Annotated in this window: 24 protein-coding genes and 1 pseudogene; 6 read left to right on the plus strand and 19 right to left on the minus strand. The window is 41.0% G+C overall.

What is annotated here, in order from left to right; all coding sequences use genetic code 11:
• Positions 1 to 146 precede the first annotated feature (146 nt).
• Positions 147 to 977: a rod shape-determining protein MreC gene (gene mreC / locus KQI58_RS13265; protein WP_216409560.1), complete on the minus strand. Its 831-nt coding sequence runs from the start codon at positions 975 to 977 to the stop codon at positions 147 to 149.
• Positions 978 to 1,341: 364 nt separating this feature from the next.
• Here mreC and KQI58_RS13270 point away from each other — a divergent pair.
• Both KQI58_RS13270 and KQI58_RS13275 read left to right on the plus strand, forming a co-directional pair.
• Positions 1,342 to 2,161: pseudogene (locus tag KQI58_RS13270) on the plus strand (Cof-type HAD-IIB family hydrolase).
• A 290-nt stretch (positions 2,162 to 2,451) separates the two neighbouring features.
• On the plus strand, positions 2,452 to 2,697 hold the full coding sequence (locus KQI58_RS13275) for a hypothetical protein (protein ID WP_216409561.1): 246 nt from the start codon (positions 2,452 to 2,454) through the stop codon (positions 2,695 to 2,697).
• A 177-nt stretch (positions 2,698 to 2,874) separates the two neighbouring features.
• On the opposite strand, the gene KQI58_RS13280 is transcribed toward KQI58_RS13275, so the two are convergent.
• A complete protein-coding gene (locus KQI58_RS13280; RefSeq protein ID WP_216409562.1) occupies positions 2,875 to 3,219 on the minus strand; it encodes a hypothetical protein in 345 nt (114 codons plus the stop codon).
• A 144-nt stretch (positions 3,220 to 3,363) separates the two neighbouring features.
• Between KQI58_RS13280 and KQI58_RS13285 the strand changes: the two genes are divergently transcribed.
• The gene (locus KQI58_RS13285) at positions 3,364 to 4,311 is read left to right on the plus strand and encodes a DUF975 family protein (RefSeq protein ID WP_216409581.1); all 948 of its coding nucleotides are present in this window, start codon (positions 3,364 to 3,366) and stop codon (positions 4,309 to 4,311) included.
• Between the two features lie 36 nt (positions 4,312 to 4,347).
• Here the strand turns inward: KQI58_RS13285 and KQI58_RS13290 are convergent, their stop codons facing one another.
• The 4 genes from KQI58_RS13290 to KQI58_RS13305 all read right to left on the minus strand — a co-directional run bounded on the left by KQI58_RS13290 (position 4,348) and on the right by KQI58_RS13305 (position 8,694).
• Entirely contained in the window at positions 4,348 to 5,052 is a 705-nt protein-coding gene (locus KQI58_RS13290) for a TVP38/TMEM64 family protein (protein WP_127978335.1), read from the minus strand.
• A complete protein-coding gene (locus KQI58_RS13295) occupies positions 5,052 to 5,978 on the minus strand; it encodes a sulfurtransferase (RefSeq protein ID WP_216409563.1) in 927 nt (308 codons plus the stop codon). Before KQI58_RS13295 ends, KQI58_RS13290 begins: the two co-directional genes overlap by 1 nt.
• A 603-nt stretch (positions 5,979 to 6,581) precedes the next feature.
• Positions 6,582 to 7,592, minus strand: a complete 1,011-nt coding sequence (locus tag KQI58_RS13300) for a hypothetical protein (protein WP_216409564.1) — start codon at positions 7,590 to 7,592, stop codon at positions 6,582 to 6,584.
• 253 nt (positions 7,593 to 7,845) lie between these two features.
• Positions 7,846 to 8,694 carry a MerR family transcriptional regulator gene (locus KQI58_RS13305; RefSeq protein ID WP_216409565.1) on the minus strand — a complete coding sequence of 283 codons (849 nt, stop codon included), beginning with the start codon at positions 8,692 to 8,694 and terminating at the stop codon, positions 7,846 to 7,848.
• An 89-nt stretch (positions 8,695 to 8,783) separates the two neighbouring features.
• Here KQI58_RS13305 and KQI58_RS13310 point away from each other — a divergent pair, with 89 nt between their 5' ends.
• The gene (locus tag KQI58_RS13310; protein ID WP_216409566.1) at positions 8,784 to 9,812 is read left to right on the plus strand and encodes an NAD(P)H-dependent amine dehydrogenase family protein; all 1,029 of its coding nucleotides are present in this window, start codon (positions 8,784 to 8,786) and stop codon (positions 9,810 to 9,812) included.
• 58 nt (positions 9,813 to 9,870) lie between these two features.
• Here the strand turns inward: KQI58_RS13310 and KQI58_RS13315 are convergent, their stop codons facing one another.
• From KQI58_RS13315 to KQI58_RS13345, 7 genes are all read right to left on the minus strand, one after another.
• Entirely contained in the window at positions 9,871 to 11,085 is a 1,215-nt protein-coding gene (locus KQI58_RS13315; protein ID WP_216409567.1) for an ABC transporter permease, read from the minus strand.
• On the minus strand, positions 11,075 to 11,761 hold the full coding sequence (locus KQI58_RS13320; protein ID WP_216409568.1) for an ABC transporter ATP-binding protein: 687 nt from the start codon (positions 11,759 to 11,761) through the stop codon (positions 11,075 to 11,077). Before KQI58_RS13320 ends, KQI58_RS13315 begins: the two co-directional genes overlap by 11 nt.
• Complete coding sequence (locus KQI58_RS13325; RefSeq protein WP_216409569.1) at positions 11,758 to 12,576, minus strand: efflux RND transporter periplasmic adaptor subunit; 819 nt, start codon at positions 12,574 to 12,576, stop codon at positions 11,758 to 11,760. Before KQI58_RS13325 ends, KQI58_RS13320 begins: the two co-directional genes overlap by 4 nt.
• Before the next feature lie 245 nt (positions 12,577 to 12,821).
• Positions 12,822 to 13,187, minus strand: coding sequence for a DUF1048 domain-containing protein (locus KQI58_RS13330; RefSeq protein ID WP_216409570.1), 366 nt, complete (start codon positions 13,185 to 13,187; stop codon positions 12,822 to 12,824).
• Complete coding sequence (locus KQI58_RS13335) at positions 13,180 to 13,512, minus strand: PadR family transcriptional regulator (RefSeq protein ID WP_216409571.1); 333 nt, start codon at positions 13,510 to 13,512, stop codon at positions 13,180 to 13,182. The genes KQI58_RS13330 and KQI58_RS13335 overlap by 8 nt, the downstream gene beginning before the upstream one ends.
• A gap of 25 nt (positions 13,513 to 13,537) precedes the next feature.
• Complete coding sequence (locus KQI58_RS13340) at positions 13,538 to 14,293, minus strand: ABC transporter permease (protein ID WP_216409572.1); 756 nt, start codon at positions 14,291 to 14,293, stop codon at positions 13,538 to 13,540.
• Positions 14,290 to 15,216: an ATP-binding cassette domain-containing protein gene (locus KQI58_RS13345; protein WP_216409573.1), complete on the minus strand. Its 927-nt coding sequence runs from the start codon at positions 15,214 to 15,216 to the stop codon at positions 14,290 to 14,292. The genes KQI58_RS13340 and KQI58_RS13345 overlap by 4 nt, the downstream gene beginning before the upstream one ends.
• 189 nt (positions 15,217 to 15,405) lie before the next feature.
• Between KQI58_RS13345 and KQI58_RS13350 the strand changes: the two genes are divergently transcribed.
• Both KQI58_RS13350 and KQI58_RS13355 read left to right on the plus strand, forming a co-directional pair.
• Entirely contained in the window at positions 15,406 to 15,948 is a 543-nt protein-coding gene (locus KQI58_RS13350; RefSeq protein ID WP_216409574.1) for a biotin transporter BioY, read from the plus strand.
• Positions 15,949 to 16,053: 105 nt separating this feature from the next.
• Positions 16,054 to 17,232: a macrolide family glycosyltransferase gene (locus tag KQI58_RS13355; protein WP_216409575.1), complete on the plus strand. Its 1,179-nt coding sequence runs from the start codon at positions 16,054 to 16,056 to the stop codon at positions 17,230 to 17,232.
• Between the two features lie 55 nt (positions 17,233 to 17,287).
• On the opposite strand, the gene KQI58_RS13360 is transcribed toward KQI58_RS13355, so the two are convergent.
• The 6 genes from KQI58_RS13360 to KQI58_RS13385 form a co-directional block, all read right to left on the minus strand.
• Entirely contained in the window at positions 17,288 to 18,187 is a 900-nt protein-coding gene (locus tag KQI58_RS13360; protein WP_216409576.1) for a ketose-bisphosphate aldolase, read from the minus strand.
• A 23-nt stretch (positions 18,188 to 18,210) separates the two neighbouring features.
• Positions 18,211 to 19,062 carry a class II fructose-bisphosphate aldolase gene (locus KQI58_RS13365; protein WP_216409577.1) on the minus strand — a complete coding sequence of 284 codons (852 nt, stop codon included), beginning with the start codon at positions 19,060 to 19,062 and terminating at the stop codon, positions 18,211 to 18,213.
• A gap of 16 nt (positions 19,063 to 19,078) precedes the next feature.
• On the minus strand, positions 19,079 to 20,164 hold the full coding sequence (locus KQI58_RS13370) for a PTS fructose transporter subunit IIC (RefSeq protein WP_216409578.1): 1,086 nt from the start codon (positions 20,162 to 20,164) through the stop codon (positions 19,079 to 19,081).
• 198 nt (positions 20,165 to 20,362) lie between these two features.
• Positions 20,363 to 20,677 carry a PTS fructose transporter subunit IIB gene (locus KQI58_RS13375; protein ID WP_216409582.1) on the minus strand — a complete coding sequence of 105 codons (315 nt, stop codon included), beginning with the start codon at positions 20,675 to 20,677 and terminating at the stop codon, positions 20,363 to 20,365.
• A gap of 23 nt (positions 20,678 to 20,700) precedes the next feature.
• A complete protein-coding gene (locus KQI58_RS13380) occupies positions 20,701 to 21,195 on the minus strand; it encodes a PTS sugar transporter subunit IIA (RefSeq protein WP_216409579.1) in 495 nt (164 codons plus the stop codon).
• A gap of 1 nt (position 21,196) precedes the next feature.
• A complete protein-coding gene (locus KQI58_RS13385) occupies positions 21,197 to 22,666 on the minus strand; it encodes a BglG family transcription antiterminator (protein ID WP_216409580.1) in 1,470 nt (489 codons plus the stop codon).
• Positions 22,667 to 23,004 lie beyond the last annotated feature (338 nt).

The following is a 23,004-nucleotide window of genomic DNA, read 5'->3' on the forward strand; positions in this document are numbered from 1 at the left end:
AAATTAATGTAAGACTTCTTACAGACAACGACACCCGCATCCTTTTCATTGAGGATGCGGGTGTTTTCTTTCTTCTATTTCAAACCTGCCTACGATTTCTTTTTTAAAACTACGAAGAAGCAAACTTATTGTCTTCATCTAATTCATTACTCTGCCATTCCTTTGATAATTGTCACAAAAGAAATATCGTACATTTGTGCATAAGGTTTAATGTAGACTTCAAAATCAATACCATTGCTGCTAGGCTTAACCTTAACCACAGTGCCGATAACCAGATCCGCTGGCGAATTCCCCCCTAAACCAGAAGTTCGAACAATGTCTCCTTCTTTAATTTCCTTTTCCTTAGTAACCTGCGAGGCGATCAATTGCTGGGCTTTTTCTTCATACTTGTTTAAAATCCCAAAAGAATCCCCATTTTTTGTACCTATTTTTATCGGAAAGTGGTTACTGTTTTGATTGTCGGAGGCTAACAATTCAATTTCTGATGATTGTTTTTTTACCTTCGTCACCCGACAAATCACTCCTTTTTGAGACATGACGGCCATATTTTCCGTAACGCCATCGCTACTCCCTTTATCAACGGTGAGTATATCCTGCCACGTGTCTGGAGTCCGGTTGATAACCGTGGCCGAAACCTTCTCATAATCAGTCAATGTTTTGTTTAATTCCTCTTCGACCTTGAGACGTTCGATTTCTTGTGCTTGATTCTTCACTTTCTGTTTCAAATCATCGTATTGCTCGATTTCGCCTCTTAGTTTTTCATTTTCTTGATAGGTATTTGTTAGGCTAGAAATGGAATCGATACTCCCAATCCAACGCCCAGGTGCAGCAATAATGTTCCCAACGACAGACAGCGGATCACTCATCGCGGTATCTGCATCATTTTTCTTCCATCGATTCACCAGCGTAACTAAAATGATTGCCATAACCAAAATTACCACGACAATCATCCATTTTTTTAATCTAAACTTTTTCACTTAGGCACCCTCTATAGACTATTCGACTTTTACCAACAACCAAAAACGAATCCTTTGTTGCTTCAATTTTCTGTTAACCGCTTTCTAATGTCAATGATAGATTCAACGGAAATTAACGGTTATGCTATGTACTCAATAAAAAAATGATAGAAATTTTATAAAACACACGGAATTTCGTTTCCTTGTTGGGTGTTTTGGCTACTTGTCGGCAGGTATACCGACGAAAAAGATTGGAAAAACCGATGCTGGTTCTTTTTGCATTAGAAATCGCTAAATTAAAAAATATGCTCCTTACTTTGAGAGTTTGCTGACCCCATAAATAAGGCCTAGAATAAGGAAAATACATTCGATTGGAGCGATTTTCATGAATCTGAATCCCCATAATATTAAGTTGGTTGCAGTAGATATGGATGGAACTTTTGCTCGAAGTGATTATACCTATGATATCCCGAGATTTAAGGCAGCTTTAGCGAGAATGAAAAATGTGGGGTGTCAATTTGTTGTAGCGAGCGGAAATCAGTATTATCAATTGCGTTCTCATTTCCCCGGGTATCACCATGAGCTCAGCTTTATTGCCGAAAACGGGGCTTTTGTAAAAGACAAGGAAGAGCTGGTCTTTTCAGCAAATATTTCTTAAAGAGGCGATTGCGTCTGTTTTAGCTTTATGTAAACAGCATCCGGAAATACAAAATGTCATGTGTGGATTGAATAGCGCCTATTGTCAACGGGGAAACGTAAGTGAAGAATTTTTCGCATTAACCAATATCTATTATCATAAGTTGCAATGGGTAGAGGATTTTGGACAGGTAGAGGATCAAATTTTAAAGTTCGCACCAACGGTTCCAGTGGAGAAAACAGCCTATTATTGTGACCTATTTAAAGAGAAATTAAAAGGGCGATTAGTTCCTACCAGCAGCGGTCACGGTTCAGTGGATTTAATCATTCCGAATTGTCATAAAGCATCCGGCTTGAAGAAGCTCGTTGAGCGTTGGGGAATCACGCCTGAACAATGCGCTGCTTTTGGCGACGGTGGAAATGATCTTGAGATGCTAGAATATTGTGGTTTCGGCTACGCGATGGAAAATGCTCCAGATAATGTGAAGGAAGTCGCGGATTATGTCTGTCCCTCAAACGATGAAGACGGGGTACTCGTTACGTTGGATCAGCTGTTTCCAATTGGATAATCGGATCTCGCTTTCCGTTAATGACTTTTCTAGAAAAGGTATAAACGGATTCTTCTTAATTAACAGATCGAAATGCTTTTTTAGCTACTTTTTGCTGGATATCGCCATTGAATAAACGACTACTCAAAATTTTATAATTAAACATAAGCGATTTTTCGAACACTCATTTTCTTGATACCAAGATTTGGGTGTTTGTGTAATTATACGAACCAACATTCACAAGTCACTAACCTAAGCGGATTACTAATAGTATAATTAGTACTATCCTAACTAATAACGGAGGAAATGAAATGAAAAAATCAGAAACTATTGAAACGCTCGCGACAATCGAGGAAATCGTTACCGTGGCACCTGAAAAAGTAGTACTGGGAAATGCGAAATTCGCTATTGTTTCCTACGTTGTTGATGGATTCAAGCACGTCTCAAAGAAAAGTATTACCGTTCCTCTAGGTTATCAAGTTGGTGATACGATAAAAATCAGATACGACAAAAATGAACCCACAAAATTTAAACGAGTTTCACCAAGATTTGTGTAGCACTAAATTGATCCTGACTATGGCTTTAATTATCCGACAACATCTTTTTACCTAACATATCATCTATAAGGTCCACAGTTACTTCTTTTTTCTTGTGGTACTTTATTTGAGGAGCTTTTTTAAGTAAGTACATTGCAGAATATATGCGGATTAATAGGTCTCTTTCTATTCAATAAATCAATAATCTAGTTGCTTCAATCTTAGTTTCACTTCATTCTCATTGATAAAATCAATCGTATATAAGCGACCGATATCCTGCTTTAAATTTTCCAATTTCGTATCTTCAGCAAAAAAATTGATTATACGCAGAACACCTTGAGCTATCAGTGTTCCTAATCCTCCAGAACCTAACTCAAAGCCTATTTCTGCCGCTTCAGATACTTGACTTTGCTTGATGTCCTTCATTAATTTACGAAAATCTCCTTTGACAATAAACTCTTCCTTCTGCTCTTTAACTTTTTGTCTCAGCTCAGCAACATGTGTGACTTCAAGTAGTTCGTCACTAGTACGGATATTTGCCAATTTCTCCAGCTCCTCTTTCTTTTTTCTGATGTTATTAGTATAGCACTTATTGAAAACGTTATTTTCAAAGGTCATGTTGACGAGACCCTCCTGATCAATGATAATTGTTAGATGACATTGAATGAAAAGGAAAAGAGTGAAAAAATGAAATACTGTCCTAATTGCGGTACTGAGGTACGCTCAGCAGCAAATTTTTGTCCGGCCTGCGGCTATAACTTAGAACAAACGAGACCAGCCGTTGGTCCGCAAAAAGATCCAGAAAACAACGTACCCTTTTATCAACCAAAGATCGAAGAGCCGCTGAAGCTTGAGCTGGAAAAAGCAGACGGCTTGAATATTACTCGTGCCGAAATCAAAAAAGAGGCGCAAGAAAAATTATCCGGCAGATATGGTGAATGGTGCAAAACGATCATTTTGCTAATCGGTGCAAACTTTGTTGCAAGTTTTATTTTTCAAATTGCCTATGTCCGTTTTTTTTCCAATGGACTTTTAAGAATGCTTAGTCCTTATGACTACTATTACGATAGCTATGACTACGGCTATAATTATGACTATATCCAGCCGTATACATCGCGGCTTTCCCTATTTGCTTGGTTCCTAATCATGGTGGCGGCCTTTATTCTGATCTTTTTGATCGCTGCTTTATCGACCGCTGTCCTGCAATGGTGTGCGATCCATACGTTAAGAGGCAACCGAGCAGATGGTTTACAAATTTTTGCGTATTTCATCAAGGCACAAAAAAATCGTGTATTAAAAGCAAATGTCTTAATCGCCATTTATACCTTCTTTTGGTCGCTGTTGTTCGTTATCCCGGGTATCGTAAAAAGTGCCGCATACGCCATGACGAATTACTTATTGGAAAAAGAGGACAACTTGAGTGCAGCAGATGCCATCTTATTAAGTCGTCAGATTATGCATGGCTATAAACTAGAATTTTTGATCCTGCGTTTTTCTTTCTTCTTCTGGAATCTCACAGCGATCTTCCAGCTCACGAATTTTTATGTGATGCCTTACCAGAATGTAACAGAGATTCAATTTTTAGACCGACTTTATGACCATTACATCGAACAAAACAAAGAAGTCGAAGCATAGAAAAAACGTCAGCTAAATTTTTTAGCTGACGTTTTTTTATTTATTCGTTCTCGCCTGTCTGCTTTGATAAATCTGCTTAAAGACATAGATCGCGATAAATAATGCAAACATGCTTAACAGACCAAACAGAATAGTTTTCGTGCTGCCGGTCAAATTGCTGCCGACATACGAGTAAACCACCGTTGCCGGAAGCTGCCCGATCCCTGTTGCGATTAAGAAGGGAATCGGCTTAATCGCCGTTAATCCCGCAGCATAGCTGATAAAGTCAAAAGAGATAAATGGCAGCAGACGACAGATCAAGATCGTGTGTTTCCCATAACGATCAAAATACGCGTCTAACTTCTCCAGCGAAAAGTTCTTGTTCAACCGTTCAACGATATCTCGCCCCGCAATTCGTGCGATATAAAAGCAGACCAAAGCTCCCGCCATCGCACTCGTCCATGAAAGCAAAGCTCCTTGCCACCAGCCAAAAACCGCAGCATTCGCAAACGTAATCAAAAAGGCCGGCAATGGCGCGATGATTGATTGAAACATCATCAGCAGAAATGAGATCACGACTGCCCAAACCCCAAAAGATCGCAAATAACCCACGATACTCTCTACACTCATGGAACGAAAGAGCATCAGCACTTGTGTAACCTTCGAGCGAATCCCCGGAATAAAGTAAAAACCGATGACCGCCAGCACGATCACAAGAATCAATAAGATTCGAGCGAAAGTTCGCTTGTTCATTTTAGACATTATTTTTCTACTTCCTCAACTTTTGCCCATCGATAATATGAGCCATCATAATTTTTCACCTGTTTGAAGCCGCACATCTCCATCACTAACTCCATGTAGGCTGAGCGAATCCCGGCCGTACAATAAGTGACGATCTGATCCTTTTTAGCCAAACCGGCATCTTCAAACAATTTCGTTAAGTCTTCTTTACTCTTTAGCTTGCCGTTTTTCTGGAACAGCTCCGTGAAGCGCAGATGAATAGCGTCAGGCAAATGACCACCTTTGGCCTCGCCGTACAAGACCTCGCCTTTGTATTCTTTGTCCTCACGAACGTCGACAACCTTGTAGTCAGCATAATCCTTTTTCAATTCATCGGTCCGAATCATATGCGTTTGATCAATCGAATCAATCGTCACATCAACTGGATTTAGCTTCGTACTCTCATACGCTATTTTAAGACCCGTTTTTTTCAAAGCCGCAAAGCCGCCGTCGACCATTTTGACATCCTGATAGCCGGCTGCTAATAATTCCCAAGCAATCCGTCCATCATCGCCCCAGCCTTTTTGCGCACCAGCAAACAGGACCACTTCCTTGTCCTTCGCGATCCCTTTTTCACCTAATCGCTTACCTAACTCTGCCGGTTCAAGCACCAAGCCCCATTTCTCATCGCCGGAAGCTCCTTCTTCGACTGAAGCCAAATTTTGCCAGCCAATTACAGTCGCTCCTTTGATCGTCCCTTTGTTGGCCTCTTCTTCACCCCGCGCATCAACTAAAATGAGGTCATCCAGATTTTTTTTGACGTACTGTGCATCCACAATATACTCACCAGTAAAAGCCGTTGTTTCTTTTTCGGCTGATTTAGAAGTGTCCGCTTTCTCGTCACCACCGCCGCAACCTGTTAATCCTAAAGAAACTAACGCCAACAGCCCAATCATTGTTTTTTTCATCTTTTTCTCCATTCATTGTCGTTTTGTTGCTCCGACATTCCTGCCGAAGCACAGGAATCTCCATCCTTTTGTCTGATAAAGTTATTTTGCTAAACAGTTCGACCATAAATCCGCTATAAATTTAGGCGTAGTCCTTAAACTAACTAAACTGCAAAAAGCAAAACTGACAGCTAGCTCCATTTAATGAATTCATTTTTCTAAAAATCAGAAAAATGATTCCGATTTTCGCTTCGCCTATCATTTTGCTAAACAGTTTAACCACAAATTTGCTATAAATCTAAGCATAGTCTTTGAACTAAATAAACTGCAAAAAGCAAAACTGACAAAAGGAAACATACCCCCATATGTTCCCAAACGACTTCTTTTAGTGAATGGATTACACTAATGGTATACGAAGGTTCGTTAGGGAGGAGATTTTTACATTCACATTCTTAGAGACTCTAAGGCAAAGTGTCATACCTGATCACTGATGAAAATTCAAAATACTCCCTCCCTACATTCTCGATTTTTGCCCCTTAGTAAAAGTATATAAAACGCTTTATCCTTTTACAACCAATCATTGGATTGCAGGTAAAATTATGGTTTCACTCGGCGCCTTTGCTGTTAACTCCCCCTGCCTAAAAACTGTGCGACTCTTTTTCTAAACCCCATACTCGATTGTTCCGCTTTGATTTGTTCCTCGATTTTGCCAATATCGATCTTATCATATGTTACGTTTCCTGCACCTGACAGATTGGGCTTATTAGTAGATGGTGATTGCTCCAGCGTCTTTGCCTTCTTCGCCAGAGTCTCAAGTACGGGCTGCTTTGGCTCCTCTTTCTTCAGTGCTTCTTTACCCAAAAGACTTACTTTTGCTAATTGCCCATCACTTAATTCTTTCACTGGTACCTTTTTAGGCTCCTTGTGATTTTCAATCGGAGTCACTTTCTTTTGTTTTTTATCTTCTTTATGTGAAGCCTTCTTTTCAGCTTTATTTTTCTCAACAGGCTCCTTCTGGTCTTCTTCACAAGGAAAATCAGCTATCCAGGCATCACGGTAAACATCGACAAACTCTGTGAATTTTCGTACACCACTCGTCTCAAAAATCGACAATAGCGTAAGAATTTTCACCGCCCCCGCAAGCTCTTCCCGGGTCTTTGTGGGATGCCCATTTTTTAATGTCCATGTATGTTTCCGTCCATTCGCTCCTTTGAAAACAGAACGAATAACAAATTGATGGTTGGCTAATTCATCGGTTCTAGCCGTATCTTTATCCTTCAAATATTCTTTATATGAACGAGCTTCCTCGGTAACTGAATGATACTCCTTCTTATGACGATACAAGCGAGCGATAACCGTTTTCCACTCATTGGGAGTAAAGTAGTTCTCAAAAAACACACTAAAACGCCGCAACGTAGGATTAGGCGCTGCGGTTAGGAATAATTCTCTAATTAACTCTCGGCAGATAAATGAAAAATCATCGGAACTGATACAATGACGCACAAGAACGGCCACTGCATATTCAACCACAGCAGAGGCGTCACGCGTCTCGCTATAAAACTTGATGATTCTCTTTTCCAGGTTGCCCCTAAGCATATTGAATAGCTGTCTACTTCCTAGTCGTTGTGTTTGCATGATCGTCCACTCCCTAATAATTGTCCGTAATTTATTCGGTGAATAATACGCTTACATTTCATCGGTTAACTGTTATATATAAAAAATATACCTAAACCATCAAAAACGCCACCCTTTTCAGTTTTTTTAGGTATTGGACTTCTTTAATTTTTTTAATAGAAATGAATACATTACGTTTTTTTAAGTGGAAATGCAGGCCTAACTTATCGCTAAACCCTTAATAAATAACGACAAAAACAGCTTCTCATTTTACTTACTGCCATAAATTCTCTGATCGTTTTTTTACCGGAATCTGCATCCGGATAAACATGGTTCGATTCATAGCATCGGTTTTGTTCTTTTCATAGACAACTTCACAAACATAATCACCGACGATTTGATAATTTTGCTGCTGAAGCGCCGCTCTGAATTTGCTCAATGCAGGCAGCTCTTCCTTAAAGGAATGACAATAAAAAGTAGCATATAGCCCGCCCCTCAACGTTTTCGACTGCTTAAAATGATTAGGTGTAAAAATAAACAGCTCCTTGGACACAAAATTTTCTGCTAAAAAATCCTGTCGCGGCATGATCGTTCCTACTCGATTAAAACGGCCAATTGGCATATTTAATTGACCTACATGGTTTTTAAACTCTCTTAAATAGAACTCATACTCCACCTCTGTCATCTCATAAATGTTCTTATCGATCGTGTAAGTCAAAATCGGTCGCGGTGGAAAATGCTCCACTTCTATTTCCGTTTGCTTCTGCTTCTCTTGAAAAATCAACGCACCTGCCTGAAAGGAATCGATGTCTTCTAATTGCTGGTCGAGTGCCGCTCGCTGTTCTAAGAGCTCTTCTTTCTTCTTTTCAACCGTCTGGCTCAGTTCTGCTAAGCCCTCCGTGTCATTCATAATATGCTTGATCTCTTCCAGTGAAAAATTGAACTGCTTCAAAAACTGGATGTTATCAACGGCTGCGGACTGATTGATATGGTAATAGCGATAATTACTTTCGGTATCGATATAAGCTGGATGCAGCAAATCAATCTGCTCATAATAACGCAGGGTTTGAACAGAAAGATTGTTGTATTGCGCAAAATGACCAATCTTCATTTTTGAAAACATTTTCTAAACTCTCCCTTGACTCTATAGTTACTATAGACATTATACTATTATTGTGAAATACAACACAATAAAGGATTGGGGGCATTTCAATGGGTTTACAAAAGATCAAGGTAGTTCAGTACGGGTGCGGCAAGATGGCAAAGGTAATCATTAATTATCTGTACAAGCATGGGGCTGAAATTGTTGGTGCAATTGATACAAACCCTGAGGTTGTAGGAAAAGACATTGGTGAATTTGCGGAGTTGGGGTATGCTACAGGAATCAAGATTTCGGACAATGCACAGGAAGTTTTTGACAATTGCGATGCGGATATTGCCTTAGTGACGATCTTTAGTTATATGCCAGAAATGTACGAATTTTATGAGATGTGTTTGAAGAATAAGGTCAATGTGATTACAACTTGTGAAGAAGCGATCTATCCATGGAATACCTCACCAGCGGAAACCAACAAGCTGGATAAACTCGCAAAAGACAATGATGTAACGATCATGGGTGCTGGGATGCAGGACATCTATTGGATCAACATGCCTAGCCTGATGATGGCAGGAATGAACGATATCAAGAAGGTAAAAGGTGCCGTTAGCTACAACGTCGAAGATTATGGACTGGCTTTGGCCGAAGCTCATGGTGCTGGCTATGATCTGGAACGTTTTGATAAAGAAATTGCTCAAGCTGAAAGTCTGCCATCCTACATGTGGAATGCTGGCGAAGCGATTTGTTCAAAGATGAATTGGACGATCCAAAGCATTTCGCAAAAGAGTGTGCCCTTCACCTTGGATGAAGATGTTTATTCCGAAACATTGGGCGCTACCATCAAAGCAGGCGATGCGATCGGTATGTCCGCAGTAACAACCATTATGACTCACCAAGGAATCGAGCTAGAAGTTGAATGTATTGGAAAAGTCTATCGTGAAACCGATGGCGACATGTGTGATTGGGAAATCACCGGCGAACCAGATATGGTCTTCTCATTAAATAAACCAGATACTGTCGCTCATACCTGTGCGACGATGGTGAATCGAATTCCATCTGTGATCAAAGCTCCTGCTGGATTTGTGACGGCGGAAAAAGTAGCTGGACCAGATTATATGACGTATCCAATGCATATGTATTTGTAAAAAGAATAAAAAAAATTGCCCGTAGACAAATGTTTACAGGCAATTTTTTTATTATTTATTAACGCAACAACGAAACAATATCCTTCTTCGACGCACTTTTCGCTGGCAGCCAGCTAAAGACAATTCCAATCACGACCGATAACCCAAAGGCTAACGTCACCGTGAACAGATCAGGTCGAACGGATAACGGTGTGAACATGCTGATGGCAAATCCCAGCAGCATCGCAATCAAATACCCGATCGTTCCGCCGACTAAAGTCAACGAGATCCCTTCTAGCAGGAATTGCATCATGATGTTGCCCTTCGTGCCGCCCATTGCTCGGCGGACGCCGATTTCCTTAGTACGTTCTGAGACAGAAATATAGATCATGTTCATGACCCCAATACCTGAGATGAAGAGCGAGATGCCGCCAATCACTGAGATTAACAAGGTAATACTTGTCAACAGCATCCGTAATTGATCGACCTGTCCAGCCAGATCCTCTGTCTTATAACTACCTAGTTCTTTCCAAGTCCCATATTTTTTTAAGGTTTCTTCGGCTTCCTTCGAAACACTTTTTACATTAGCTGTTTGCTTCATTTTTACTTGAATCATGCTGCGATCTTCTGAATTGAAATAGTTTTCGAAGACATTTTCAGGCACCTCTGCCACTACATAATCTTCCTGCGTTGAAACGATCGAGCCCGCGTTGCGATCTGCCATGATCCCGACCACTTCAAACAAATGACCGCCGATCTTAACACTTTGCCCCACTAATGAAGCCGGTTCTTCCTTTTGAATCGCTTTAGCCGCTGTTTGATCAATCACAGCAACTGGATTTTCATTGTAATAATCACTGGATTGAAGAGGACGGCCATACAAAACATCACTGCCTTTATTCTTCAATAATTTAAAACAATTCCAGCGACCATCATTTCCAACATCATCAAAGGTTTGGTCCGCGTACTTGATGCCATTGCGGGAATTGTCATAATAGCTCACCGACTGAACGCCAGGGATACTTTCGATCTTACTGATATCCTCTTCAGTAAACGCATCTAAGCCATTTTCATAGAAGTCCCCATTTTTTGGCGTATAGGTATAGCCGACACTGCCGTCAAATTGATCCAAACCAATAAATTCAGACGCGTAATTTTCAAAAGCACGCCCAATTGAAAAGACGGTGATTACCGCGGAAACCCCGATAATCAGCCCAATCATCGTCAAAAAACTCCGCCGTTTATTTTTGCCAATAGCCCTGAAAGAGGTTTTCCATACTTCACTAAACCGCATGTGCAACACCTTCTTCCAGAATTTCGCCATCCTTCACCGTAATGATCCGCTGACAATAAGCAGCGGCATCTGGATCATGAGTCACCATCAAAATTGTGACCTTCTCCTCTTCGTTCAACCGTTTAAATAATTGCATAATCTCTTCAGAAGTATGACTGTCTAATGCGCCCGTTGGTTCATCCGCCACGATAAATTTCGGATTGCCAACGATGGCACGAGCGATCGCCACCCGCTGCTGCTGACCACCGGAAAGCTGCTTCGGTAGTTTATTATATTTATCCGCGATCCCGACTTTTCGCAAAGCCTCCATCACCAACGGCTTGGTTTGTTTTTGCTTCATCCCGCCATATAACAGCGGCAACGCCACATTTTCCATCACCGTATTATTATCAATCAGTTGGAAGGATTGAAATACAAAGCCCACTGATTTATTTCGCAAAGCCGAGAGCTTCTCATCGTTGAAGCGGTACGCATCTTCCCCTTCAAAACGATAACTGCCTTCAAAATCACCATCTAAAAAGCTGATCGTATTGATCAATGTAGACTTCCCTGAACCAGATGGTCCCATCACCGCAACAAATTCATGCTCTTCGATCGTCAGACTAATATCCTTTAAAACATGGATGCGTTCCTGATCGGCCGTGTATAGCTTGTTGATATTTTCCATCACGATCATTCAACGGTCACATCCATCCCATCCTTGATGCCTTTTGCATCTTTGATAATTTTGTCATTTTCATTCAAGCCTTCACGTAAAATATAATAGCCATTGCCTTTTTCAACAGAGACAGTCTGCTTCTCGGCTTTACCCTTAGAAACCGTGTAAGCAACATATTCTCCATCTTTTTCCACTACGCTCTTAAGGGGTAAATGAATCTCATTACGCGGGATCAATAATTCGACCGAGTAACCGACAGGAATCGCTTCGTCAGGAACCGCCGTAAAGTTATAGGTCACTAAACTATTCGTGTCTTCTTTCGTTGGCTCATTGTTCATTTCCGCTAACGATGTGACCTTGCCTTTGACATTTTTTTCATTGTTGGCGTACTTAATCTCGATTGGTTCGTTCAAGGTAACCTTCGAACGATCATATTCGGTCACTGTTCCTTTGATCGCAGACTCTTCGCTTTTCAAGACCATTAACGCCTGCTGCGGGTCATTTTTTGCATCTTCATTTAAAGCTGTTACCACCGAATCATTCGCCGCGCGAATCACTTCACCCCAGCGATACGTCACCAAAATCTGATCTTTCGTCACATGATCGCCTTCACTTACATGAATCGTTTGAACCGGTCCTTTTTCTGAATTGACTAGAACCGTTTGTTTCTTCGTCGATTGTACCTGACCTTTTAAATGCAACGGTGTTTGCTTGCTGACTTGATACATCTCCACTGAGGTATCATCTTTTGCATTTGCTTGGGTGTTTTGATAGAGAAAAAAACCAGCCCCCGCCACCACTAACACTCCAATACCAATGATCCATTTTTTCATTTTTTACTCCATTCCTTCCATTCCAAAATTCGTACACATGTTAATTACTCTTTAAATTTTAGAGGAAAGTTCTGGCTGCTACTTCCAACGAAAGTACAAAATCTAAATAGGACTTTAGACCGAAGAACATTTGTTTTTTTAATGGATGGGAATTCTTATATCTTATAGCGAAGCTTTGGTTGACATTAAAGGTTTCCATTCATATAAAAAAGCATCATCAGAATCCCTTCCAACGATGCTTGAATTTATTTTCCCTTATTGATCTCTTTGGCGACCCGTTCATTCATTTTGCGTTTTAACTCATTGATTCGCGTTTTCGCTTGGATCTCATGCAGCATGTTTTCCGCGAATTCGCCGACGTCTTCGCCTACTAATTCCAATACTGGAACATGATTGCTGGCACCTTCTTCAAAGAAGGCCAACAATTCACACATTGGTGTTAACATATCCATACCGTCTCCTGCTGTAAATTCCCATAAAAAATTTTGAATTTCTTTATAAACAACTTGATAGTCACGAGGCAATTTTTTTAGTCCTGCCATCTGCTCCCTATATTCTGCTTTGTCCGTATAAACCCTTTTGAAGTAGCTAAATACATTTTTATCACTCATTGTCCTGACTCTCCTTTAGTCTATCGATCTGTCCAGAAATAAATTCCCAGCGCTGCCAAAACAACGCCAATTCCTTTTCTCCTGCTTCATTCAATGAATAAAATTTCCGCATCGGGCCAAGTGAGGATTTTTTCTTGGTAACGGTCACTAATTCTTTCTTTTCCAATCTCAGTAAAACTGTATAAACCGTTCCCTCAACAATATCTTCAAAACCATATTTTTGTAAATTACTCGTGATCTCATAGCCATAAGTCTCGTGTTGATTGATGATCTCCAAGATCATGCCTTCAAGCACGCCCTTCAGCATCCCTGTAATCCCGTTCATGTTATCACCCTTCCCAGTTGCTGCGCTAACGTAATTTTTTCCGATAGACATATATAGATAATACTTGGAAAATCACGATTGCGCCAATACTCCATGCGAATGCCACCCAGATATCTGAGGGAATTCTGCCGTCGGTCAAGATCGAACGTAACGAATTAATGATCGGAGTCATTGGCTGATAATCCGCAAATCCTCGCAAAACCTTTGGCAGCGTCTCGGTTGGCACAAAACCTGAGCTGATAAATAGCAGGCCAATCAGCAAATAAGAAAAAGCGATCGCCGTTTCATTATTCTTCGCGATCAATCCAAAGAGGACAGCGATCCAAGAAAGTGCGTATGTCGCAACCAATAAAAGCAACAGCCCCACGGCCCAATCCAATACATCCGCTTTTGGTCGAAATCCGATCAAAATACTGCTGATCAGAACAAGCAGCGCTGAAATAAAATTGAAAATGACACTGGTCATCACGTGACTATTCAAGATCGCCGATTTCGCGATCGGCATCGAATGGAACCGTTCAAAAATACCATTTTGGACATCCGTGTTTAAACGAAAAGCGGTATAACCAACGCCGCTGGCAACAGTAAACAATAAAATTGCCGGCACGATAAAGCCTTTATACGTTTCTTGCGGGATCGTCATCGCCCCGCCAAAAATATAGATAAATGCCAGCATCAACATGATCGGCATCAGTACTACGGTCATGATCGTATCAACACTGCGGGTCATATGTTTCATCATCCGGCCGGTCAATACCATCGTATCTGCGAATACGTTCATTTCTCTCTCTCCCCTCGGTTTTCGACAATCATAAAGAAGACATCATCCAACGAAGATTGTTTTTGGGTAAAGGTTAAAATCTCAATCTTCGCTGCTTGCAATTGATTCAAAATCGTCGTGATTCGTTCAACTTGATTATCCGTCACAACATTCAACGCTAACAATTCCTTGTTCATTTTTCCGCCCACAAGCTGTTCAGCAGCTTCCAGTGTTTCCTCGTCCGCAAAGGTCAATTCCAACGTTTCTTTCGGCAAATGCTTCTTCACTTCAGCGATGCTTCCCTGCAACGCGATTTTCCCGCGATTCAAAATCGCCACGGTATCTGCCAATTGCTCCGCTTCCTCCAAATATTGGGTAGTTAAGAAGATCGTCACCCCCGCTTTTTTCAGCGAACGAATCATTTGCCATAGAGCAGCCCGCGCCTGCGGATCTAATCCGGTCGTTGGTTCATCCAAGAAAAGAATTCTTGGCGGATCGATCAAGCTCATCGCCAAATCCAGTTTCCGCCGCATCCCGCCAGAATACGTTTGCGTCGGTCGGTCCGCCGCTTCTTGCAGATCAAATTCCTTTAACAGCTCATCGACCTTTTCCGTATAATTTTTCATATGACGAAGCTTTGCGATCAAAACTAAATTTTCCCGTCCCGTTAATACCTCATCGACCGCAGCGAATTGTCCGGTTAAGCTAAATTCCTTTTGGACTTTTAACGACTGCTCCAACACGTTCATTCCATCGATCATAATGTAGCCATTATCCGGCTTCAGCAAAGTGGTCATCATTTTGACTGTTGTTGTTTTTCCAGAACCATTTGTTCCTAATAAAGCAAAAATACTTCCTGTCGGCACATGAAAACTAATTTTATCTAATACCTTGTGATCAGAAAAAGATTTTTCCAAATCAACAACATTAATTGCTTCCTGCATTCTACTCACTCCTTAATCATTATTCAGTACTTTGTAATATTAAGTACAGCTATAATGTAAAACTAAGTAGCTGTTTTGTCAACTACTTTGTTCTACTAAGTACTAAAAATTTTCCTTTACATCTTGTTAATCCTCTATTATACTTTCGTTAACCAAAATAAAATATTAAGTTAACGAAAGAGTGAGTGTATGAAATTAAGTAGTCGAGAAATTGTTTTAGCCGGATTATTTGCAGCAGTAATTAGTATTTTAGCCCAATTCACCATTCCCTTTGGTCCGATCCCATTAACCTTGCAAACCTTTGCTGTTGGGTTTGTGGTAACTATTTTAGGGAAAAAAACCGGGACTATCGCCGTCGCGATCTATCTATTGATGGGTATGATTGGTTTACCTGTGTTAGCTGGCGGATCAGCGGGGATCGCTCATTATTTTGGGCCGACCGGGGGCTTTTTAGTTGGATTTATTTTTCAAGCCTATGTTACTGGTCTGATTTTAGAAAAATTAACCTTCAATTATTTTTGGTCAATCGCCGCTAATTTAGTCGGAGCTTTTATTACCCTGTTCTTCGGTTCGCTTTGGCTGAAATTTAGCGGAAGTTTACCATGGGATGCCGCTTTTTCTGCCGGAATGATTCCCTTTATTCTGCCAGGCGCGATCAAAGCGGTCGCAGCTGGATATCTAGGGGTCTTGCTTGGTAGAAGGCTACCCTTTACTAAACTGGTGTATCGTTAAGTTTCCAATTCTGGAAACTTTTTTTCTTGACTTATTAATCAGGGTACCGTATTATATCGAATCGTAAGGTGCCCTTAATAAAAGTTATGAAAGAAGCGAACACTTATGACAAAAGTTTTATTTTTAAATGTGACTACCCACGGACATGTAAATCCTTCCCTAGGTTTAGTCAATGAATTAAGCCATCGCGGCGTGGAGATCGTTTATTTTTCAAATGAAGAATTCCGTGAAAAAATCGAAGCGGCGGGAGCTGTCTATCGTCCTTATCATTATGATTTAAATATCTTTAAAAACGGATTCGATGTTTTATTGGACCACGGATTAGATATCATGCAGGACATCCTGCGACAGATCGAAGGCGAAAAATTTGATGCCGTGATCCACTCCATCGCCATGCCCTTCAGTAAACAGATTGCGGACTATTTACACCTGCCGGCGATTTCAATGCTGGCTGTCTTTATGGGCATGAAGGATTTTATGCAGCCCAACAAAACCCCTTTAGCCGGAAAATTCAAAGCCTTGAATGATAAGTATTTGTTGGAAGCAAAAAAAATCGAGGCCACCCTGTCTGTTCAGATGCCCTCACGCTTTTTTGATTTGATTTTTAATATTGAACCGTTGAATATCGTTTTTACCTCTGACTATTTCTTGCCAGAAGGTGATCGTGAACTCTTTGATGACAAATACCTTTTAGTCGGCGCCGATGTCTATCAACGTCTGGAAGATACCGCAGACTTTCCAATCGAACGTTTGCAGAATGCCAAAAATGTCTTATACATTTCCTTTGGTACGATCTTTGGTGATTATGCGAAGGACATTTATCAAAAGATGTTTGATGCCTTCGGAAATTCCGATTATCTAGTGGTAATGGCCGCTCATCACGTTGGTCTGGAAAATCTGACTGTCCCTGATAATTTCATCGTGCAGGATTATATTCCGCAAAATGAAGTCTTGAAATACGCCGATGTGGCGATCACTCACAACGGATTGAACAGCATGAACGATTTGATCCTAAATGAAGTGCCCTTTGTCTCATTACCAATGGGCTCCGATCAGCCGGCTCTTGCTGATCGTTTAGTCGAGTTGAACGCAGGCATCCGTTTAGATTATCAACATGTGGATAGTGATGAATTGAAAGCTGCTGTGGAAAAAGTCCAAGTCGAACCTGAATATTTAGACAATTTGAAAGCCATTAAGCAGTCTTTCCTCGATGCCGGCGGTTATAAAAAGGCGGTTGACGAGATTCAAGCGTACATCAGCCACAAGGTACTCACGAAAGTCTAAATACGAGAAAGAACCGCGCCCATCCTTCAACAGGAGGGTGCGGTCATTTTTTGATTTAATTTTGCTCTTGTCTCCAAGGCTGCACATTATCCTTACGATAAACGGCCGCTTGCCCAATCGAATTAAACAATTCCATTTTTTGCTTAACGACTGCTTTAGCTGCATCGATACATTCTGGATAGATCGCATTCGGATCCCATAATTCAGTGGTTGAAAGAATCTCACGACATTTCTTATAGAAAGCATATTTGTAGTCAGATGAGATATTGACCTTTTGAATCCCGATTTGTACCGCTTTGGCGATTTCTTCATCTGGATTGGCTGATCCGCCATGAAGCACCAATGGAATATCGACTCTGCTCTTGATGTCTTCTAATACATCCATCTTCAATTCCGGCTTGATGTCCTTTGGATAAATTCCATGAGCCGTACCGATTGCCACTGCCAAGGTATCGATTCCGGTTTTTTCGATAAATTCTTCGGCATCCTCTGGTTTTGTGTAGATAACCTCGGATACGCCGCCTTCAACAGAAGTTCCCGTATTGCCGATTGTGCCTAATTCACCTTCCACAGAAATACCGATCTTATGACAAACATCCACGACTTCCTTCGTGATGGCGATATTTTCTTCAAACGGTAGTAATGAACCGTCGATCATCACTGAACTGAATCCACAGTGGACAGCGCGCATGATGCTAGCCAAGTTATCCCCATGATCCATATGGATAACAAATGGAACCGAACTATTTTTTGCACGAGATACCGCATATTGGAAAAATTCATCTTTGGTAAAATCCAATTCGGTTGGATGAACCGCGATGATCGCTGGCGCATCATTTTCTTCTGCCGCTTCAATGACTACCCGTAAGAAATTACTGTCTGCAACGTTGAAGGCTCCTACAGCGAATTTATTTTCCTTTGCGACTTCTAGCATTTGCTTCATATTGATTAACATTTGACTTTGTCTCCATTCTCATTTTAAGATTTATTTTTTGAACCCGAAAGTTCGATATACCTTTTCACAACTTCTTTTCCGGCTGCCATCGTTTGATGAACAAGCGTCGGATAATCCACCTCAGGATTTTCTGCTAATTGCTTTTGGACTTCGGCTTTTTGCGCCTTCATAAAATCGGAACCTACGTTAATTTTATTGATCCCTAATTCGATCGAACGCAGGATATTTTTCTCACCCGCGCCTGATCCGCCATGTAACACTAACGGGAGCTTCGTCGCCGTTTTGATTTTTTCGACGATATCAAACCGGAAATCCGGTACATAGCCTTCTGGATAATCCCCATGACTAGAACCATAGGACAGCGCCAAACAATCCACACCTGTCTCATTGATAAAACGAATTGCATCATCGGGATTGGTGTACATCTCATCATTGGTAAAATGATCGCCGGCTACGGCACCCATGTCTCCGACTTCAGCTTCAACACTGGCATTGTAAACTTGCGCCAGTTCCACCATTGCCTTCGTGATTCGAATATTTTCTTCCAACGAATACATCGAGGCATCCATCATGACACTGGAGAAGCCTTCATGCAGACACTGCTTTACAAACGCGACATCCTGTCCATGATCCAGATTGATCGCAACTTCGACTTTGGCATTGTTTGCCATCCGAATGATCGGCTGCGTTAAATAGCGAATATCCAAATGCTCTTTTAAATGATCCTGCAATAAATCGACAATGATCGGCGAGCGCATTTCCTCCGCCGCTTCGATCACGGCTTTGGCTGTTTCCAAATTGAAGCAATTGATCGCCATTACGGCATAGTACTCACGATTGGCCTTTTGCAGCATTTCTTTCATCGAAACATACATGTCTAAAAATCCCTTCCTACGAGATCTTGATGGAAGAAAAATCGACTTCTTCCTCTTCATCATCGTCCTTGATGTCATTTTCAACTGGCTCTTTCTTCAGAACGAACAACAAAATTCCGGTAATCGCTGAACCGATCAATAACGCTAATGTAAACTTCAATGGATCAGTCATCGCTGGAATAATGAAGACCCCACCTGACGGAACCGGTGAACCAACGCCCCATGACATACTCAAGCCGCCACCGATTGCTGCACCAACTGTACAAGAAAAGATTACTCGCAACGGATCAACTGCCGCAATTGGGATAACACCCTCTGTAATCATACAAAGTCCCATTGGGAAAGCGATCTTGATATTGTCTTCCTCTTCTTTAGAATATTTGCGTTTGCGGACAATTTTAGATAATACCCAAGAGATCGTGACACCGAACGGCGGTACCATGGAAGCCAATACCTTCACCGCTTCTGGCCCCTGCACACCCTCTAGTAGCAAGCCATCAGCAAATAGTGACGCTACTTTATTAACTGGACCGCCAAAGTCAAAGGCAGCCATTCCGCCAACAATCGAGCCGAACAAGAAGTTGCCAGTGCCCTGTAAGCCTTCCAAGAATTCAGTTAAGGCTTCTGTTGCCCACACAATCGGCAAACCGATGACAAAGAACATCAATAATCCAATGATCAATGTAGATAAAAGCGGTACGATCATCATCGGCATCAAGCCTTGCGCCCATTTTGGAACCTTTAGATTTTTTACTAGGAATAGTACGAAGAAACCAACCAAGTAACCACCAAGCATCCCGCCTAAGAAACCAGCACCGATGGCATTCGCGATCAACCCCATAAACAAACCAGGTCCGATACCTGGACGGTCAGCAATTGAATACGCGATGGCTCCGGCGATAACTGGTGCCAATAATCCCATCCCCAAAACACCCAATGAGACTAACGCATCTGGTACCGAATAGGCTGCCTTATAATCCTCAATCACTCCGCCACCTGTCAAATTCCCAATCGCGATCAACAACCCTGCCGTAACAACAACCGGTAACATGTACGAAATTGCCGTCAGAGCATGCTTTTTCAATTGAAGCTGCTTAAACATTTAGTTCATCTCCTTTTTCATATTAAAGAATTAATTTTTCCAAGGAAAAATTAGTTCGATTTTCAAGCCGTATACCATTCCACTAGGATTTCTATTCTTATGCAGTGGACTAATTCTATACTGTGTTTTCTTCACTGATTAAACTGTGAAGAGTGGAACTGGCATCCTTTTTCATATTAAAGTTAAAGAAATAATTTCCTACGCCTTTACGATTTCCTCTTCGATCTTATTGATCAACCCTTTTGGTGCTTTGATTACCATGCTAGTCGGGATTTCCACCACCTTTTTTCCTTCAAAGCGATCTTTTCCGCCGACTTTGATATCTGCGGCAATGATCACCACATCGGCTGCCTGGATCTCTTCCATGCTTAACTCATCTTCCGTCCCGATCGTGCCTTGGGTCTCGATATGGCACGTGTGCCCCAGTGCCTTCGCGGCTTTTTCCAGCTTTTGTTTGGCGATGTACGTATGAGCGATGCCCGATGTACATGCAGCGATTCCAACAATTTTCATCATCTATTCCTCCATTTTCTTTTTTAATCTTCTTCCATTAGATCCCGTGATAATAATTCCATCATTTCTGCTTTTGTTTCGGCATTGACCATGTTTTCGATAAAGTCTTCGTCTGCTAAAAGCATCGCGACTTTTTGTAATAGCTTGATATGCATCGTATTGGCATCCGTATTTTTCACCGCGAATAGAATAATCACCCGTACCGGTTCTTCGTCCAAGGATTCCCATGGGATCGGTGTGGCGGCTTTGCCGACAACTAACGAGGTCTTGATCACGCTATCAGATTTTCCATGAGGAATCGCAATACTATTACCGATCCCGGTCATGCCCTCTGCTTCACGTTCGAACACATCTGCCATAAAGTCGTCCTCGTCAACAATGTCTCCATTTGCCATTAGCAATCGTGTTAATTCATGGATAGCTTCTTTCTTTGTTGTCGCTTTCATTTCTAATTGGATTAAATCTTCGGTAATCACATCCGCAATACTAAAATCGTCCATCATTTGCTCTGCTGTCATCTCATATCTCTCCTAACATCTCTTTGACTCGTTTTTCGTCTTGTTTTGTAAATACTGAATTCACCAGAATTGTCGGGATCATCATGTCAATCGTCAAATTGACAGTGGTTAAAATCAGATCAATGTTCTGATATTTTTCTGGTGCCTTAGAAAACTTCCGTGCCGATAGGACATCGACAATTTCTAACTCAGGAAAAGCTTTACGGACCTTCACCTTCAACAGTTCCGAGGTTCCTACCCCGCTGCTGCACATGATTAGTACACGTTTTTTCGAATGGATTATTTCTTTATACTTCACAAAATACAAAGTCAAAAAGCCGATCTCATCTTCAGAAATCTCATTTAATTGAAATTTTTCTTCGGCCGCTTGACTGACCTGTTGGACTTGTTGAAAAACCTCTGGATACTCCAGCTTGATATCTCCTAATAAATCATTTTTAACGATGATCTCGTTTTTCAAACGATACAATAATGGATCAATGTGTTCATAAAGATCTTGGCGATTCGGTTGATGATCGACCTTCATCCCCATCAAGCGACTCATTTCAGTTGCAAAAAAATCAGTAATCGCTAAAGCTTCCTTCGATTTTCGATTCAGCTTAATCGGTTCCTTTTCCATTCGTGAAGAAATCAGATATTGGAATAGATAAAACGTCTCACTTTCCGGTAGAACAATATTCAGATAATGATTCAGCTTCGTGATCACCATCTTGGAAAGCTGGTACAACTGATCATATTGCGTGATCAGCTCTTCTTCATCAGGGTCTAACAGTTCTGCACAGGTATCTGCGTGAATCTCCCCTTCTCTCACCCGTTTGATTAAAATGTAAATATGAGAAAAGATATTGCTGTTATAGGGATAAGCGATCCCATTTTGCAATTTTCTTTCGATGTACTCTAATAACGAAGTAATAAAGTTGATATCATAGGAACTGATTTTTTCCTGTTGTGTGGAAAAGTCTTCCTCCCAAACACGATTCGCACTAATTAAATGATTGACCGCTTTACGAATGTGTTTTTCTGTTCCTTCAATCGATACTCGCTGGCCCTTACGAATCAAAGATAATTGGTACTTTAGCAAAAATTCATTCATCCGTACCAAATCATTTGTAATCACGGTATTGCTGACATAATATTCATCAAATAAATCATTAATCAATACCTTTTTGGGTGATTTGAATAACAAAGCAAGAAGAATCGTATTCCTTCTTTCTGATGGTCCTTGTACAGTATCATTACCTCGTTTGCGGACACTTTCTTTTAAATAATTGTCATAATCTAAACGAAATCCTTTTCCGACTTCTGCCGAAATCAGCTCACTGACATCGGAGGCTTCATTGATTTTTTTAATCGTGCGGTAAATTGTTTTCGTGGAAACATTGGCAAATTCAGCTAACTCTTGAGCGGTAAGTGTCATCCCATGTTTGATAAACAGTTCGATCAATTGTGTTTCACGTTTACTTAGCTGCATGTTGTCAACCTCCTTGTCATTAATATAGCCTTTTTTTATTCGCGTACATTTTTTCTTGTGTCCATTGAAATGGACATTTACATAAAACGCTTTCAATAACTAATTTAAATTATTGCTGAAAATAACCAGTTCCTCAGAAAAAGGGAAAAATTTTATTTCCCTTAAAAATGCTTCAGATTGACCAATTCCCTCACCTCCCTCGATTTTTCTTGAATGGACTAAGAAAACCTCAGGAGAAAACCGCTCCTGAGGACTTTTTGTTTAGATGAATCATTTTATTGTCGATCACTGATTCTAAATTCGTATCCAAGTACGTTCTTATAATATTCTGGATACAT

The sequence above is a fragment of the Enterococcus raffinosus genome, from assembly GCF_018917525.1.
In the GTDB taxonomy this organism is placed as follows: Bacteria; Bacillota; Bacilli; order Lactobacillales; family Enterococcaceae; genus Enterococcus_A; species Enterococcus_A raffinosus_A.

What these genes read in the sequence shown, in the direction of transcription:
- KQI58_RS13275 (WP_216409561.1), top strand. Translation starts at nt 2,452, where the DNA reads ATGAAAAAATCAGAAACTATTGAAACGCTCGCGACAATCGAGGAAATC.
- KQI58_RS13285 (WP_216409581.1), top strand. Translation starts at nt 3,364, where the DNA reads ATGAAATACTGTCCTAATTGCGGTACTGAGGTACGCTCAGCAGCAAAT.
- KQI58_RS13290 (WP_127978335.1), bottom strand. Translation starts at nt 5,052, where the DNA reads ATGTCTAAAATGAACAAGCGAACTTTCGCTCGAATCTTATTGATTCTT.
- KQI58_RS13295 (WP_216409563.1), bottom strand. Translation starts at nt 5,978, where the DNA reads ATGAAAAAAACAATGATTGGGCTGTTGGCGTTAGTTTCTTTAGGATTA.
- KQI58_RS13300 (WP_216409564.1), bottom strand. Translation starts at nt 7,592, where the DNA reads ATGCAAACACAACGACTAGGAAGTAGACAGCTATTCAATATGCTTAGG.
- KQI58_RS13305 (WP_216409565.1), bottom strand. Translation starts at nt 8,694, where the DNA reads ATGTTTTCAAAAATGAAGATTGGTCATTTTGCGCAATACAACAATCTT.
- KQI58_RS13310 (WP_216409566.1), top strand. Translation starts at nt 8,784, where the DNA reads ATGGGTTTACAAAAGATCAAGGTAGTTCAGTACGGGTGCGGCAAGATG.
- KQI58_RS13315 (WP_216409567.1), bottom strand. Translation starts at nt 11,085, where the DNA reads ATGCGGTTTAGTGAAGTATGGAAAACCTCTTTCAGGGCTATTGGCAAA.
- KQI58_RS13320 (WP_216409568.1), bottom strand. Translation starts at nt 11,761, where the DNA reads ATGATCGTGATGGAAAATATCAACAAGCTATACACGGCCGATCAGGAA.
- KQI58_RS13325 (WP_216409569.1), bottom strand. Translation starts at nt 12,576, where the DNA reads ATGAAAAAATGGATCATTGGTATTGGAGTGTTAGTGGTGGCGGGGGCT.
- KQI58_RS13330 (WP_216409570.1), bottom strand. Translation starts at nt 13,187, where the DNA reads ATGAGTGATAAAAATGTATTTAGCTACTTCAAAAGGGTTTATACGGAC.
- KQI58_RS13335 (WP_216409571.1), bottom strand. Translation starts at nt 13,512, where the DNA reads ATGAACGGGATTACAGGGATGCTGAAGGGCGTGCTTGAAGGCATGATC.
- KQI58_RS13340 (WP_216409572.1), bottom strand. Translation starts at nt 14,293, where the DNA reads ATGAACGTATTCGCAGATACGATGGTATTGACCGGCCGGATGATGAAA.
- KQI58_RS13345 (WP_216409573.1), bottom strand. Translation starts at nt 15,216, where the DNA reads ATGCAGGAAGCAATTAATGTTGTTGATTTGGAAAAATCTTTTTCTGAT.
- KQI58_RS13350 (WP_216409574.1), top strand. Translation starts at nt 15,406, where the DNA reads ATGAAATTAAGTAGTCGAGAAATTGTTTTAGCCGGATTATTTGCAGCA.
- KQI58_RS13355 (WP_216409575.1), top strand. Translation starts at nt 16,054, where the DNA reads ATGACAAAAGTTTTATTTTTAAATGTGACTACCCACGGACATGTAAAT.
- KQI58_RS13360 (WP_216409576.1), bottom strand. Translation starts at nt 18,187, where the DNA reads ATGTTAATCAATATGAAGCAAATGCTAGAAGTCGCAAAGGAAAATAAA.
- KQI58_RS13365 (WP_216409577.1), bottom strand. Translation starts at nt 19,062, where the DNA reads ATGTATGTTTCGATGAAAGAAATGCTGCAAAAGGCCAATCGTGAGTAC.
- KQI58_RS13370 (WP_216409578.1), bottom strand. Translation starts at nt 20,164, where the DNA reads ATGTTTAAGCAGCTTCAATTGAAAAAGCATGCTCTGACGGCAATTTCG.
- KQI58_RS13375 (WP_216409582.1), bottom strand. Translation starts at nt 20,677, where the DNA reads ATGAAAATTGTTGGAATCGCTGCATGTACATCGGGCATCGCTCATACG.
- KQI58_RS13380 (WP_216409579.1), bottom strand. Translation starts at nt 21,195, where the DNA reads ATGACAGCAGAGCAAATGATGGACGATTTTAGTATTGCGGATGTGATT.
- KQI58_RS13385 (WP_216409580.1), bottom strand. Translation starts at nt 22,666, where the DNA reads ATGCAGCTAAGTAAACGTGAAACACAATTGATCGAACTGTTTATCAAA.